Origin of the sequence: Micromonospora sp. NPDC092111 (assembly GCF_044755745.1) — a bacterium.
GTDB lineage: Bacteria > Actinomycetota > Actinomycetes > Mycobacteriales > Micromonosporaceae > Micromonospora.
In genome coordinates this window covers 56,744-68,812 of sequence record NZ_JBIVRQ010000013.1, presented here as the reverse complement: position 1 = coordinate 68,812, position 12,069 = coordinate 56,744, and the positions used below count along the sequence as shown (strand labels likewise).

Genomic DNA, 12,069 nt, shown 5'->3' with positions numbered 1-12,069 from the left:
GCGGGACCGCCTACCGGTCGCCGGGTGCCGCCGCGAAGGGCAGTCCGAGCCGCGCGACCGCCGCGCTGACCAGCTCGTCCGGCGGCAGCGTGATCTCCACGACGACGCCGGGCTCGTCCGGGCCCAACTGCTCCAGGGTCGCCCGTTGGGAGTCGAGCAGGCTGGCCGGCATGTAGTGTCCGGCGCGACCACCCATCCGGTCCCGGATCAACTCGGCCGCCCCGGTGAGGTGGACGAACTCCAACTCCGGCGGGCCCTGCCGCAGTACGTCCCGGTAGGACCGTTTGAGCGCCGAGCAGGCCAGCACCGTGGACACCCCCTCGGCGTGCCGGGCGGCCATCCACCCGGCGAGGTCGCGCAGCCACGGCCACCGGGCGGCGTCGTCCAGCGGCACGCCCGCGCGCATCCGCGCCACATTGGCCTCGGGGTGGAACTCGTCCGCCTCGGCGAACCGGAGCCCGGTCAGCTCGCTGATCCCCCGGGCCACGGTCGTCTTGCCCGCGCCCGACACGCCCATCACCACGACGTGCCGGGTCGGGCGCCGGTCACCAGTCATGGACGGTGCCGTCGGAGAGCCGGTTGAACGGCAGGTAGGCCGGCACGTAGGGGAACCGCGCGGCGGCCTCCTCGTCGAGTTCCACCCCGAGACCGGGCTGCTCCCCCGGGTGCAGGTGGCCGTCGGCGAAGGTGAACGACTGCCGGAACACCTCGTTGGTCAACGCGCCGTGCCGCATGTACTCCTGGATGCCGAAGTTGTGGATGGCCAGGTCGAGGTGGAGCGCGGCGGCCATGCCGACCGGTGAGATGTCGGTCGGGCCGTGGATGCCGGACTTGATCTGGTACTGGGCGGCGAAGTCGAGCAGCTTGCGCATGGCCGTGATGCCCCCGGTGTGGGTGACGGCGGACCGCACGTAGTCGATGAGCTGTTCCCGGATCAGCGTCTGGTAGTCCCAGACGGTGTTGAAGACCTCGCCGATGGCCAGCGGGGTGGTGGTGTGCTGGCGGACCAGCCGCAGCGCCTCCTGGTTCTCCGCCGGGGTGCAGTCCTCCAACCAGAACAGGTCGTACGGTTCGAGGGCCTTGCCGAGCTTCGCGGCCTGGATCGGGGTCATCCGGTGGTGGCCGTCGTGCAGCAGCGGCAGCTCGGGGCCGAACTCGTTGCGGACCGCCTCGAAGACGCCGGGCAGGTGGCGCAGGTACGCCCGGGTGTCCCAGTCCTCCTCGGCGGGCAGTGGGGTGCGCTGCGCGGGTTCGTAGTCGTACCGCTTGCCGTCGACGCTGGGCTGCGCGGCGACCCCGTACACGGCGTTGATGCCCGGCACGGCGGTCTGCACCCGGATCGACCGGTAGCCGAGTTCCAGGTGCCGGCGGATGGAGTCGAACAGCTCGGGGATGTCCCGGCCGGAGGCGTGGCCGTAGGCCATGATCCCGGTCCGCGACGCGCCGCCGAGAAGCTGGTAGAGCGGCATCCCGGCGGCCTTGGCCTTGATGTCCCAGAGGGCGACGTCGACGGCGGCGATGGCGGCCATGGTGACCGGTCCCCGCCGCCAGTACGCCGACCGGTAGAGGAACTGCCAGGTGTCCTCGACGCGGTGCGGGTCCCGCCCGATCAGCAGCGGCACGACGTGGTCGGCCAGGTAGGACGCGACGGAGAGTTCCCGCCCGTTGAGGGTGCCGTCGCCCAGCCCGGTGAGGCCCTCGTCGGTGGTGAGTTTGAGGGTGACGAAGTTGCGGTCGGGGCTGGAGACGACGACGTCCGCTGCGACGATCTTCACGCGGGCACCTTTCTCGGAGGGGTCGGCGAAGGGCGCTGCCGGGCTGCGGGTCGTCCGGCAGGGACGGCCCGTCGCGGCGCGGCGGAGCCCCCGGTCGCCGTGTCCGGTGACGGCGAGGGCCCCGAGCGTGGCCGCCCGGCGGATGGGGCACCACATCGGTGTAAGTCCGCTCGGCGACGGATGCTAGGCCGAAAAAGCTGATTAATTCAAGGGGTGATCATCCACTGATACGATCCGGTCCGTGGATCAGTCCGTCCCGGCGGTCGCACCGACCCAGCCCGCCCGTGCCGAGTCCGGGCTGCACGCCCGCGTCCTCGACCGCCTCGGCACCGCCATCTGCGGCGGCGAGGTGCCCGCCGGCTCCGTCCTCAACATCGAGGAGCTGGTCGAGCGGTACGCGGTGTCCCGGTCGGTGATCCGCGAGGTCCTCCGGGTGCTCGCGGCGCTGGGCCTCGTCGAGACCCGCCGCCGGGTCGGGGTCATGATCCGACCGGCCCAGGCGTGGAACGTCTTCGACCGGCAGGTGATCCGGTGGCGGCTCGCCTCCGCCGGCCGGATGGGGCAGTTGCGCGCGATCACCGAGCTGCGGACCGCGGTCGAGCCGCACGCCGCCTGGCTGGCCGCCGGTCGGGTCGACCACGACGAGGCGAGCGAGCTGGTCGGGCTCGCCGCCAGGATGTGGGCGGCCGGGCAGGCCGGCGACGAGGAACGCTTCCTCAGCCTGGACATCGAGTTCCACCGGCGGGTGCTCGCCGCCTCCGGCAACGAGATGTTCGTCAAGCTCCAGGAACTCGTCGCCGAGGTGCTCACCGGCCGGTACCACTTCGACCTCATGCCGCACCACCCCGACGAGCAGGCCCTCCGGCTGCACGCCGACGTCGCCCAGGCGATCCAGCGGCGCGACGGCGAGCGGGCCCGCGCCGCCATGGTGCAGATCATGGCGCAGGCGTCCGACGAGATGCGGTCGATGTGGGAGCAGACCGGCGAGCCCACCCGGTGAGCTGACCCGTCCCGCTCAACGGCGGTCGGTGCCTCGACCGACCGCCAGGGCAGTACGCCCAGCGGATCGCTGACTGACGAGACACGCCTCAGGCGGGCAGGGTCGTGGCCCGCACTGCGTCGACCAGCGGGTCAAGGTGGCCCCTGACCCGCGCCGAGGTGAGGTGGTCGAGGTAGTCGTGTGAGCTGACGATCTCGCCGTTGCGGACCCGGAGCACGAAGATCCCCGGTGTGGCAAAGCGCTCGCCGGTCTCGCCCAGCGTGCCCTGGTATGCGAATTGCCCGATGACAACCTCGGGATCCACGGTCTCGTGAACGATGATGTCGGCAGGCCGGCGAACGAGACGGGGTGTTGCGCCGCTCGCCGCCTGGAAGTGCCTCCGAAGCTCCTCGCGGCTGCGCAGGGCAGGACCGCGCAGCGGGTCGAACGGATGCACGACGTAGGTCTCCTCGGCGTACAACTCGGGCAGGGCCTCCCAGCGGTTGTCCGCGACGCCGTGGATGAGCGCGAGAAAGACCTCTCGTGGGCTGCGGGGTGGTGGCACCGGCCTGCGCTGCGTGGTGTTCGTCATGGCCAGGAAAGTAGTAATCCGAAAAACTATCCGCAAGGAAACTACTTTGGAGGCCACATGCGGGATTCGGTTGACCAACACGTCGCGCTCTGGTCGAAGGAACTCGAGTGGTTGGACCCGGTCAAGGAGGAGATCGTCGTCCGGCTGGCCATGCTGGCCCGGCACACCGCCCAGGCGCGGCGGACGTCCCTCGCGGCCGACGCGCTCACGCACTGGCAGTTCAAGGTGCTGCTGACGCTGCGCCGGCACGGTCCGCCGTACACCGCCAGCCCCTCCCAACTCGCCAGCATGCTGGGGCTGACCCGTGGCGCGACGTCGGCACGCCTCGGGCCGCTGGAACAGGCCGGGCTGATCAGCCGGACCAACGACGCGATCGACCGCCGCCGGGTCGAGGTGCGGCTCACCCCCGCCGGGTACGACGCGTTTGAGCAGCAGGCGAGCACCGAGGAACGCGGCGAGACCGCGCTGCTCTCGGTGCTCACCGAGGAGGAGAGGAGGACCCTGGCCGACCTGCTCCGCAAGCTGGTCGTCGCGGTGGAGTCGGGCCCGGCCCGGGCCGGGCCGGCCGAGGGCAGCCCCACGGGCCGCCACGACCCGGGGTGGTCGACCCCGCAGCCCACGGCCCCGCCGCGCGCCCGTACCGCCACCCGCGACCCCCGGCTGCCGTCGCCGGTGGCCGGGGCCGCCGAGTCGTCGCGCGGCCCCCGCTGACGCGGATCAGGCCGATTCGGCAACGGGTCCCCCACTGATCTGTGACCCTGACCGGGTGGGCACAGCACCTGACGGCGAGACCGTCGAGTTGCGGGTGCACGGGGTGTCCGGCGCCGCGGCGGAGGTCATCCTGGATCATCCGATCGTGGTGCGCGTCGCCGGGGACCGGCACGCCGGCTTCTACCGACCCCGACCGGGGACCGGCGCGGCCGGCGGGGCCACCTCGGGGGTCGCCGTCGAGGCGTACCGGTGGGGTGCCCTGACGGCCGGCGCGGCGGTACGGAGCGCCCTGATGCTGCTGCTGTTGCCGTTCATGCTGGGCAACCTCACGATCTGGCTGCGCCCGACGTCGACCGACCGGTACGGCCTGCTCGGCGCGCTGTGCCGGCTGCTCGCCGGCACCCTCACCGCCGCCTTCGTGCTCTCGATGATCGGCGTCACGCTGAACCTCGTCGGCTGGCAGTGCGTGCCGTACCACCAGTGCCGGGCCGGCCGCCCCTACCTGTCCTGGCTCGTCGCGCTGCCGATGGGGCCCCGACTGGCTCTGCTCGCGCTCATCCCACTGCTCGCGCTGCGGGTGATCTGGGCGATCGGCGCCCATTCGGCGCGGGCCTTCGAGGGCTTCACCCCCTCGGGGCCGCGCCCGGAGCACGCCGAGACGGCCCACAGTCTCAGTGCCCCCGGGTTCTGGGACGACGAACGGACCACCGCCTGGCTGCGCCAGATCCACCTCGGGATCGGGGCCGGCACGCTCAACGCCAGCCTGCTCGTCGCCGTCTCGGGCCGGCACGGTCCGGTGGGTCCGCTGCTGTTCGACGCCGCGGTCGGGCTGGTGGGACTCTGCGCGGCGCTGCTCTGGCTACCCACGCCGACCAGCGGCGCGCAGGCGCGCCGTGGCCAGCGCCTGCTGTTGGCGACCACCGTCGTGCTGACGGTACTCAGCGTCGGCTACGCGGCGCTCACCCGGGACGTCCAGCTCGTCGTCGGGCAGTTGCCCGGCTACGAGGGCACCACCGCCGGCCTGGTCGCGGCGCAGGGCATCCTGCTCGTCGCCCTCGCCGTCGTCACGTTCCTCCGCCAGCGGGCGGCCCTGCCCGAGGGGGGCCGTCCCTTCCTGCGCGGCCTCGGCACACCCATCGTCGCGGCGGCGTCGGTGAGCGTGGCGGCGGCCTTCACCGCCACCCTGGTCTTCCGGGTCGCCGACGAACTCGATCGGGGGTCCATCCCCGACCCGATCCGGCCGAACCCGCCGGGCGTCGGCCCCCTGGACCCGCCGGTCGCCTACTGGTGGGCCGCGCTCGCCGGGCTCGCCGCGCTGCTGATCCTCGCCGTGTCCGCCGCCGCCACCCTGCTGCTGAGCCGACGCCGGCGACACCGCCTCGCCGAACGCATCATCGAGCAGGACTACCCGCAGGCGCCACCACCCGCCGCGCCCCGGGTGAGCGCGGTCCGGAAGACCATCGCCCGGTCCCACATCACCGAGGACCTGGGCCCGATGCTGATCGCGTTCTTCGTGATCTCTTCACTGGGCCTGGCCACCCTGGTCCTCGACCTGTTCGGGGTCGGTCCCACCGAGGCGGCGGCCAGGTTCACCCGGCACCACAGCGCGGACGCGCTGCTCGCCGCCTACGTCACCGACGCCGGGATCTGGATCGTCAGCCTGCTCGTGATCGGCCTGATGATCATTGGCTACCGCTCGTACCGGTCGACCGAGACCCGCCGCCTCGTGGCCGTCCTGTGGGACCTGGGCACCTTCTGGCCGCGCGCCGTCCACCCGTTCGCACCCCCCTGCTACGCCGCCCGGGCGGTGCCCGAACTGGCCAAGCGGGTAGCCGCGCTGACCGCGCAGGGCCCGGTGGTCATCTCCGGGCACAGCCACGGCTCGGTCCTCACCGCGGCCACCATCCTGCAACTGCCCCCGACCGTGCTGTGCCGGGTCGCGCTGCTCACCCACGGCTCGCCGCTGCACCGCCTCTACGCCCGTCTCTATCCGGCCTACCTCGGCGGGCAGACGCTGTGTGCGCTGGGCGAACGGCTCGACTGGCGGTGGCGCAACCTCTGGCGGGCCACCGACCCGATCGGCGGCCCGATCTTCGACGACCGGCACCGGGGCGCCCCACCACCGTGCGGCACCCCGGCGGCCGAGTCGGTCGACGTCCGGCTCCGCGACCCCCGCGACGTGACCGTCGACCCGGCGGACACCGTGCCACCACCGGTCGAGCGGCACTGGCCGTACCACACCCAGGCGGAGTACCAGGCAGCCGTACGGGAACTCGTCGACCTGACCGGCCACGCCCAGGGCGGGTCGGCGAACGACGCCCCGTGACCGGGCGCGGGGTGTCAGCCGGTGCCGCTGCCCGCCGCGTCGAGGCGATAGCGTCGGAGCCGATGGGTACCCCGCCGAGCCGTGCTCCCGGCCGGCGGCGACCGGCGCGCCGTGCAGGTCATTCGCTGCGGGCGGTCTCCGGGCCGGTGACCCGCTCCAGCAACGGCAGGGTGGAGGCGATGATGCCGAGGCAGGCGGCCAGGCCGACGACGACGATCGCGTAGAACTCCACGCCCGGGGCGGTGAGCGGGTAGTCCATCTGCGCCTTGAGGAACAGTTGGGCGGCGAGCAGACCCATGCCGATCGCGACCACGGCGACGGCGAGCATCGGTACGGCGCTTTCCAGAGCGACCACGCGCCGCAGGATCCCCACCTGCGCGCCGCTGAGCCGGAGCAGGCTGAACGGACGCCTCCGTTCGCTGAGGCCGCCGACCACGCTGACCGCGAGGCTGCATCCGGCCAGCGCCAGGCTCGCGACGATGACGACGTTGGCGAGCTGCTTCCAGCCACGCAGCGTGTCGGCGAAGTCCGACTCGAACTCGCCGGGGACGTTCGGGGCCACCCAGAACTTCGGGAAGGCGAGCGAGAGGACCGTGCGGGACCGCTCGACGGCGGCGGTCGACCCGTCCGTGCCGACGACGACCGACGCCACCGGCAACCGCCGAAGCTCATCGAGGGAGTTGGGCGCGGCGGGCCACACCCTGGTGGCCGACGCCGACCCGTGGAAGGGGACGAGGCTGTACGGCACGGTGGCCACGGTGACGCCGTCGGCGCACCGGCCGTACGCCGTCGGGATGTCGGCGCAGGCGATCACGCCGGCGTCGCCGCCCCGGTCCGGATTCGCGCGGATCACCGTGGCGCTCCCGACGCCCGGGATCGCGCGCAGCTCGGCCAGCAGCGTGTCGGGCACCGTGGGCGGATCCTCGTAGAAGGCGGTGGACACGGTGCCGGCATCCGTCGAGCCGACCGGTGCCGGGCCACGGTGGGCGATGATCGTGGTGATCACGCCGAGCGCCACGCTCGTGACGAAGAGCGCGAGCATGATGCCGCTGATCGCCCGGAACCCGGCCCTGGGGTTGTCGGCCAGGCGGCGGGCGGCGATGAGCGTGGCCGGGCGGCTCGCGTGCCGGGCCATGACGCGGGCGCCGACCATGGTGAGCCAGGGTCCGGCGAGAACCAGGCCGGTCATGATGAGCAGCAGCCCGGACAGGAACGCCGCCGTCTGGCCGTCGGAGGTGTCGGGTCTGCGGCCGATGAAGTACGTCAGCTCGGCGACGCCCAGCCCCAGCGGGATCAGCCGGTACGCGCGCGGCGGACGTGGGGTGACCCGCCGCGTGACGCCGAGCGGGGAGATCCGGACGCTCCGCAGCGAGACCCACGCCGCCAGCGCCGCCCCGGCCGGCACACCCAGCGCGACCACCAGCACGTCCAACGGTCTCAGGGACATGTCGCCGGGAAAGAACGGCATACCGGTGAACGGGATCGCGGCGAGCTGGCCACGGAACGCGAGGAACAGCACGAAGCCGAGGGCGGTACCGGCAACGGCCGCCGCCGCCGCCTCGACCGCCGCGACCACCGAGATCTGCCTGGGTGTCGCGCCGACCAGGCGCATCGCCGCGAACCGCTGCTCCCGGCGGGCGGCGCTGAGCCGGGTGGCCGTGCCGATGAAGATCAGCACCGGGAACAGCAGCCCACCGGCTATCACGCCGAGGATGAGGTCCACCACGGTCTCCGGGAGCGCGGGAACGGTGTCGCCGACGCTGGTGAGCTGCCTGGCGTTCGGCAGCCCGGCGACCTCGTCGGGGGTGTTGCCGACGATGACGAGCAGGGTGTCCGGTGAGGTCAGCGCGGCCGGACCGACCGGGCCGAGGTTCCGTCCGGGGTAACGGTCGCCGAGCTGGGCGGCGGGGGCCACGGCCAGCAGCTCGGTGAGCGCCGGCGAGACGTAGTACTCCCCCGGGCCCGGCGTCCTCGGAATGCCGACCGGGGTCGGCGAGTCCGCTCCGGTGGCGGCGACGTCGACCCGGACGATCTGCCTGCCCTGGAAGTAGTCCTCGCGCGTCGACCACCACAGCGGAGCCGGGCCGCCTCCGCCGGCCGCCGACGCGCCGGGATAGAGCGACGCGTACCGGGTGAGCTGCGAGTTGACGGCGTTGACCCCGGCCAGGGTGGTCAGCAGCAGCCCGGCACCGACCGCGACCGCGGCGGCGATGATGATCAGGCGGGTGAGCGCCTCCCGGCCGCCGGCCACGGCGAGGCGTAGTCCGAAACCGATCATGGCGCGATCCGGTCCGGCGCGTTGACGCGCCCGTCGCGGACGATGACCTCACGGTCGGCGTACGCGGCGACCCGGGGTTCGTGGGTGACCAGGATGACCGTGGTGCCCTGCTCGCGCGCCGCCGCGACCAGCAGGTCCATGACCTCCTCGCCGGTGAGCGAGTCGAGCGCGCCGGTCGGCTCGTCGGCGAAGAGCACCTGCGGCCCGGCGACCAGGCCACGGGCGAGGGCGACCCGCTGGGCCTGCCCGCCGGACAACTCGCCCGAGCGGCGCTGCTCCATCCCGGCGAGGCCGAGCCGCTCGAACCAGCCGTACGCCGTGCGCAGTGCCTCGGTCCGGCGGACCCCGCTCAGCAGCAGCGGCAGGGCGACGTTCTCCGCGACGGTGAGCTCGGGGACGAGCTGTCCGAACTGGAACACGAACCCGAAGCGGTCCCGGCGCAGGCTGCTGCGCTGGGTCTCGGTCATGGAGTCGACCCGGGCCCCGCCGAACAGGACCTCGCCGGAGTCCGGCACGAGGATGCCGGCCAGGCAGTGCAGCAGCGTCGACTTGCCCGAACCGCTGGGGCCCATGATGGCGAGGATCTCGCCCTCGTCCACGGCGATGCTGGCGCCCCGCAGCGCCGGGGTCCGGTCGAACGAGAACACCACGTCGCGTGCTTCGATCGCGATGGTCACGGCCGCACCGTCTTCCGCAGGGCGTCCAGCCGGGCCCCGGTCATCTCGATCCACCGCAGATCCGCCTCCAGGTGGTAGAGGCCGTGGTCGGCGAGCAGCGCGTCGACGAGGCCGCCGGTGCGCTTGATCTCGGTGAGCTCGCGCATCCGCCTGAGGTGCGCGCCGCGCTGGGTGTCGAGGTAGTCGCCGGCGGGACGGTCCAGCATCAGCGCGAGCACCACCTTGGCGAAGAGCACGGTCTGCAGGTGCGGCTCCGGCTCGACCGGCTGGGTCAGCCACTGCTCGACCTCGGTCGCGCCGAGGTCGGTGATGATGTAGCGCTTACGGTCGGGACCGTCGCCGGGGCCCACCTCGCTGATCACCACCTTGCCGTCGCGGGCCAGGCGGCTGAGGGTCGAGTAGACCTGGCCGAACGGCAGCGGCTTGCCGCGGCCGAAGAAGGCGTCGTACTCGCGCTTCAGGTCGTACCCGTGGCTGGGCTCCCGTTCGAGCAGGCCGAGGAGGGTTAGCGGAACACTCATGCGGAGCAGACTACACTGAGGGTATACCTCGCGTATATACCTCCGGGTCACCGCCGGACGCCGTGACGGCGGGCGACCCTCGGTGGTGGATAGGGAAACGCCCGATTCATCGGCGCCGGGCCGGCCCTAGCGTCAAGGCATGACCGCCGAGTGTTCGTCATCACGCGGCACGACCGCCCGGCCGGCGAGGACGGCCTGGTCAACGCGGCGGACCCAGGACCCAGGAAGGACCACCACCATGCGTCGGTCGATCGTGCCCGTACTCTGCGCGGCCCTGCTACTTCCCCTCGGTGGCTGCGACGGCGCGGACCCCACCGCGCCGGACGCCGCGGTCGACGCCGTCGGCGGCGGCAACGACGTGCGGCCCCAGTGCCCGTTCACCGCCGCCCAGGTGTCCGAGATCATCGGGCAGCCGATGACCGACCAGGGGAACTGCCTCTTCGGTGACGGCAAGGGAGTGGCCAGCCTCACCGTCACGACGGCGTCCCAGACCGCGGGCGCGGTGACCTACGACTACCAACGCCAGCAGGCCCCGAAGATCTACCGCGAGGTCAAGGACATCGACAAGGGCGAGAAGGCGTACCTCGCGGTCAAGGACATCGAGGCGGAGGCGGTGGTGGTGAGCGCGGCCGGCAGCTACACGCTGATCCTGAGCAGCTTCGAGCGGCTGAGTGCCGACCCCGGCGCGTACGAGCGGACGCTGCGCACGCTGCTCGACACGCTCCCGCTGTGAACCGGGCGCCGACGACCCGACCCGGCGCTAGAAGCTGCTGACCAGCTTGACGAAGGCTTCGTCGATCTTCGCCGGGTCGCGGGCGTCGAACGCCTTGCCCGCGGAGGCTTTGGCGATCCGGTCCAGGGTCGCGAAATCGGACTGCTCGTCGAACGCGATGCAGAAGATCTTGACTGGCCGGTCCGGATCCAGCGCGACATCCTGGAGCAGCCGGGCGAGCCTGTTGTCCTTGTTGTACTCGTTCTTGCCGTCGGTCAGCACCACCACCGCGTTGATCCGGGACTGGTCATAGTGGTCGCCCCACGGCGGCGGCCAGCGGGCCGGACGCGTCCCTGGGTTGGCGGGCCATCCGGCGGGTACGGCCCGCGCTGCTCGGCACGCTCGTCGTGCTCGGCCTCGCCGTGCCGGTGGTCGGCCGGCTACCGGCCATCGTCGGGTTGGGGGTGCTGGCGCTGGTCTGCGTCGCGCTGGTGCTGGTCGGGCTGCGCGGCGACGATTCGCTTCGCCGTCAGGTGCGCCGGACCGCGCTCGAAGAACAGCTCGCCGCCGAGCACGACCAGTCCGAATGGCGTCGCCGCAACCTGTGACGCACCGCGCCAGAACTCCCCGCCGCCTGACGGAATCCGACTGCGGCGGCATATCACTCCGCGGGTGGTCCGGCCCCACGTGCGGTCGACCGGGTGACGGGTAGCTGTCCACCGTCGGGCGGGACCGACAGGACTGACCCGGGTCAGTCCTCCGGTGTGGCGATCTCGGAGCACAGGGCTCGCAGTGCGGCGTCGTACTGTCGGCGCTCGAACCGGAACGGCCCGAAGTCCGCATAGTCCCGGGCCGGCCGGTGGGGCTGTGCGAAGGCATCCCACGTCACCCACCGCTGGGTGACCACGATGCGGGCCAGGAAAGGCCAGCATCCCCACTCGCCGCACTCGCAGCCCAGCAGCGGGGTCCTCGGCCCCGTCGCGCCGGTGGACCGGCCGTGAAAATGCTCGTCGAGCGGACCGAACCGGAAGAACGCGGGTATCAGTCCGCCGTAGGCGTCGCCTGCGGGCCGCATCCCCGCGGCAAGCTCGAAACCGTCCACCAGCCCGGTCAGCAACGTTCCGTCGACCACCGGAACGACCTCGGGGACGTCGCGGTCACCGTGCGTCCGCACCAGGAACCGGGCCGCACTCACCCGGGGCGACCCGCGCATCAGGCCGGACCGTCCGATCTCACCACAACGGCCCACCCCAGCCGGACGTCGTCGGCTCGCCCGGCCGTCCGCGACCGCCGAAGAAAGCGTGTTCCTGGCCTGGGAACGTAACGCGGACGCCAACGCCTGTCAATGCCTCGCAGGGGCCGAGCCACCTCGGGCGCTGCAACAATCCTGCACACGGTGGTCCATTGACATCGTCTCGACCGGGCCGCACCTTTGTTAAGGAATACGCTTTCCTGAAACGCCGGCGGAGCGGACGGCCCGCCGGAGGTGACCGGGGCG

The 12,069-nt window shown here is 72.4% G+C and carries 13 protein-coding genes; 5 read left to right on the top strand and 8 right to left on the bottom strand.

The genetic code is table 11. The annotated features are described in order from the left end of the window. Window positions 1–10: 10 nt before the first annotated feature. Window positions 11–556, bottom strand: coding sequence for a gluconokinase (locus ACIQG9_RS22985; protein ID WP_400405823.1), 546 nt, complete (start codon window positions 554–556; stop codon window positions 11–13). After that, a complete protein-coding gene (manD, locus tag ACIQG9_RS22980) occupies window positions 546–1,775 on the bottom strand; it encodes a D-mannonate dehydratase ManD (protein ID WP_400405820.1) in 1,230 nt (409 codons plus the stop codon). Before manD ends, ACIQG9_RS22985 begins: the two co-directional genes overlap by 11 nt. Window positions 1,776–2,016: 241 nt before the next feature. Between manD and ACIQG9_RS22975 the strand changes: the two genes are divergently transcribed. Further along, window positions 2,017–2,775 (top strand): FadR/GntR family transcriptional regulator, encoded by a 759-nt coding sequence (locus ACIQG9_RS22975; RefSeq protein WP_400405817.1) that lies wholly within the window; start codon window positions 2,017–2,019, stop codon window positions 2,773–2,775. 88 nt (window positions 2,776–2,863) lie between these two features. Here ACIQG9_RS22975 and ACIQG9_RS22970 read toward each other — a convergent pair whose 3' ends face one another. Continuing rightward, on the bottom strand, window positions 2,864–3,346 hold the full coding sequence (locus tag ACIQG9_RS22970) for a nuclear transport factor 2 family protein (RefSeq protein ID WP_400405815.1): 483 nt from the start codon (window positions 3,344–3,346) through the stop codon (window positions 2,864–2,866). A 57-nt stretch (window positions 3,347–3,403) separates the two neighbouring features. Between ACIQG9_RS22970 and ACIQG9_RS22965 the strand changes: the two genes are divergently transcribed. Continuing rightward, on the top strand, window positions 3,404–4,057 hold the full coding sequence (locus tag ACIQG9_RS22965) for a MarR family winged helix-turn-helix transcriptional regulator (protein WP_400405812.1): 654 nt from the start codon (window positions 3,404–3,406) through the stop codon (window positions 4,055–4,057). Between the two features lie 55 nt (window positions 4,058–4,112). Further along, a complete protein-coding gene (locus ACIQG9_RS22960) occupies window positions 4,113–6,383 on the top strand; it encodes a hypothetical protein (RefSeq protein ID WP_400405810.1) in 2,271 nt (756 codons plus the stop codon). A gap of 118 nt (window positions 6,384–6,501) precedes the next feature. Here the strand turns inward: ACIQG9_RS22960 and ACIQG9_RS22955 are convergent, their stop codons facing one another. From ACIQG9_RS22955 to ACIQG9_RS22945, 3 genes are read right to left on the bottom strand one after another with little or no spacing between them, the layout of a single operon-like run. Then, entirely contained in the window at window positions 6,502–8,661 is a 2,160-nt protein-coding gene (locus tag ACIQG9_RS22955) for an FtsX-like permease family protein (RefSeq protein WP_400405807.1), read from the bottom strand. Continuing rightward, window positions 8,658–9,338, bottom strand: coding sequence for an ABC transporter ATP-binding protein (locus ACIQG9_RS22950; protein ID WP_400405805.1), 681 nt, complete (start codon window positions 9,336–9,338; stop codon window positions 8,658–8,660). Before ACIQG9_RS22950 ends, ACIQG9_RS22955 begins: the two co-directional genes overlap by 4 nt. Further along, the gene (locus ACIQG9_RS22945; protein WP_400405802.1) at window positions 9,335–9,859 is read right to left on the bottom strand and encodes a PadR family transcriptional regulator; all 525 of its coding nucleotides are present in this window, start codon (window positions 9,857–9,859) and stop codon (window positions 9,335–9,337) included. The genes ACIQG9_RS22950 and ACIQG9_RS22945 overlap by 4 nt, the downstream gene beginning before the upstream one ends. A gap of 238 nt (window positions 9,860–10,097) precedes the next feature. Between ACIQG9_RS22945 and ACIQG9_RS22940 the strand changes: the two genes are divergently transcribed. Continuing rightward, on the top strand, window positions 10,098–10,592 hold the full coding sequence (locus tag ACIQG9_RS22940) for a hypothetical protein (protein WP_400405800.1): 495 nt from the start codon (window positions 10,098–10,100) through the stop codon (window positions 10,590–10,592). A gap of 27 nt (window positions 10,593–10,619) precedes the next feature. Here ACIQG9_RS22940 and ACIQG9_RS22935 read toward each other — a convergent pair whose 3' ends face one another. Continuing rightward, entirely contained in the window at window positions 10,620–10,859 is a 240-nt protein-coding gene (locus ACIQG9_RS22935) for a hypothetical protein (RefSeq protein ID WP_400405797.1), read from the bottom strand. A 119-nt stretch (window positions 10,860–10,978) separates the two neighbouring features. Between ACIQG9_RS22935 and ACIQG9_RS22930 the strand changes: the two genes are divergently transcribed. Next, a complete protein-coding gene (locus ACIQG9_RS22930; RefSeq protein WP_400405794.1) occupies window positions 10,979–11,179 on the top strand; it encodes a hypothetical protein in 201 nt (66 codons plus the stop codon). Between the two features lie 143 nt (window positions 11,180–11,322). On the opposite strand, the gene ACIQG9_RS22925 is transcribed toward ACIQG9_RS22930, so the two are convergent. Continuing rightward, window positions 11,323–11,703: a hypothetical protein gene (locus ACIQG9_RS22925; RefSeq protein ID WP_400405792.1), complete on the bottom strand. Its 381-nt coding sequence runs from the start codon at window positions 11,701–11,703 to the stop codon at window positions 11,323–11,325. Window positions 11,704–12,069 lie beyond the last annotated feature (366 nt).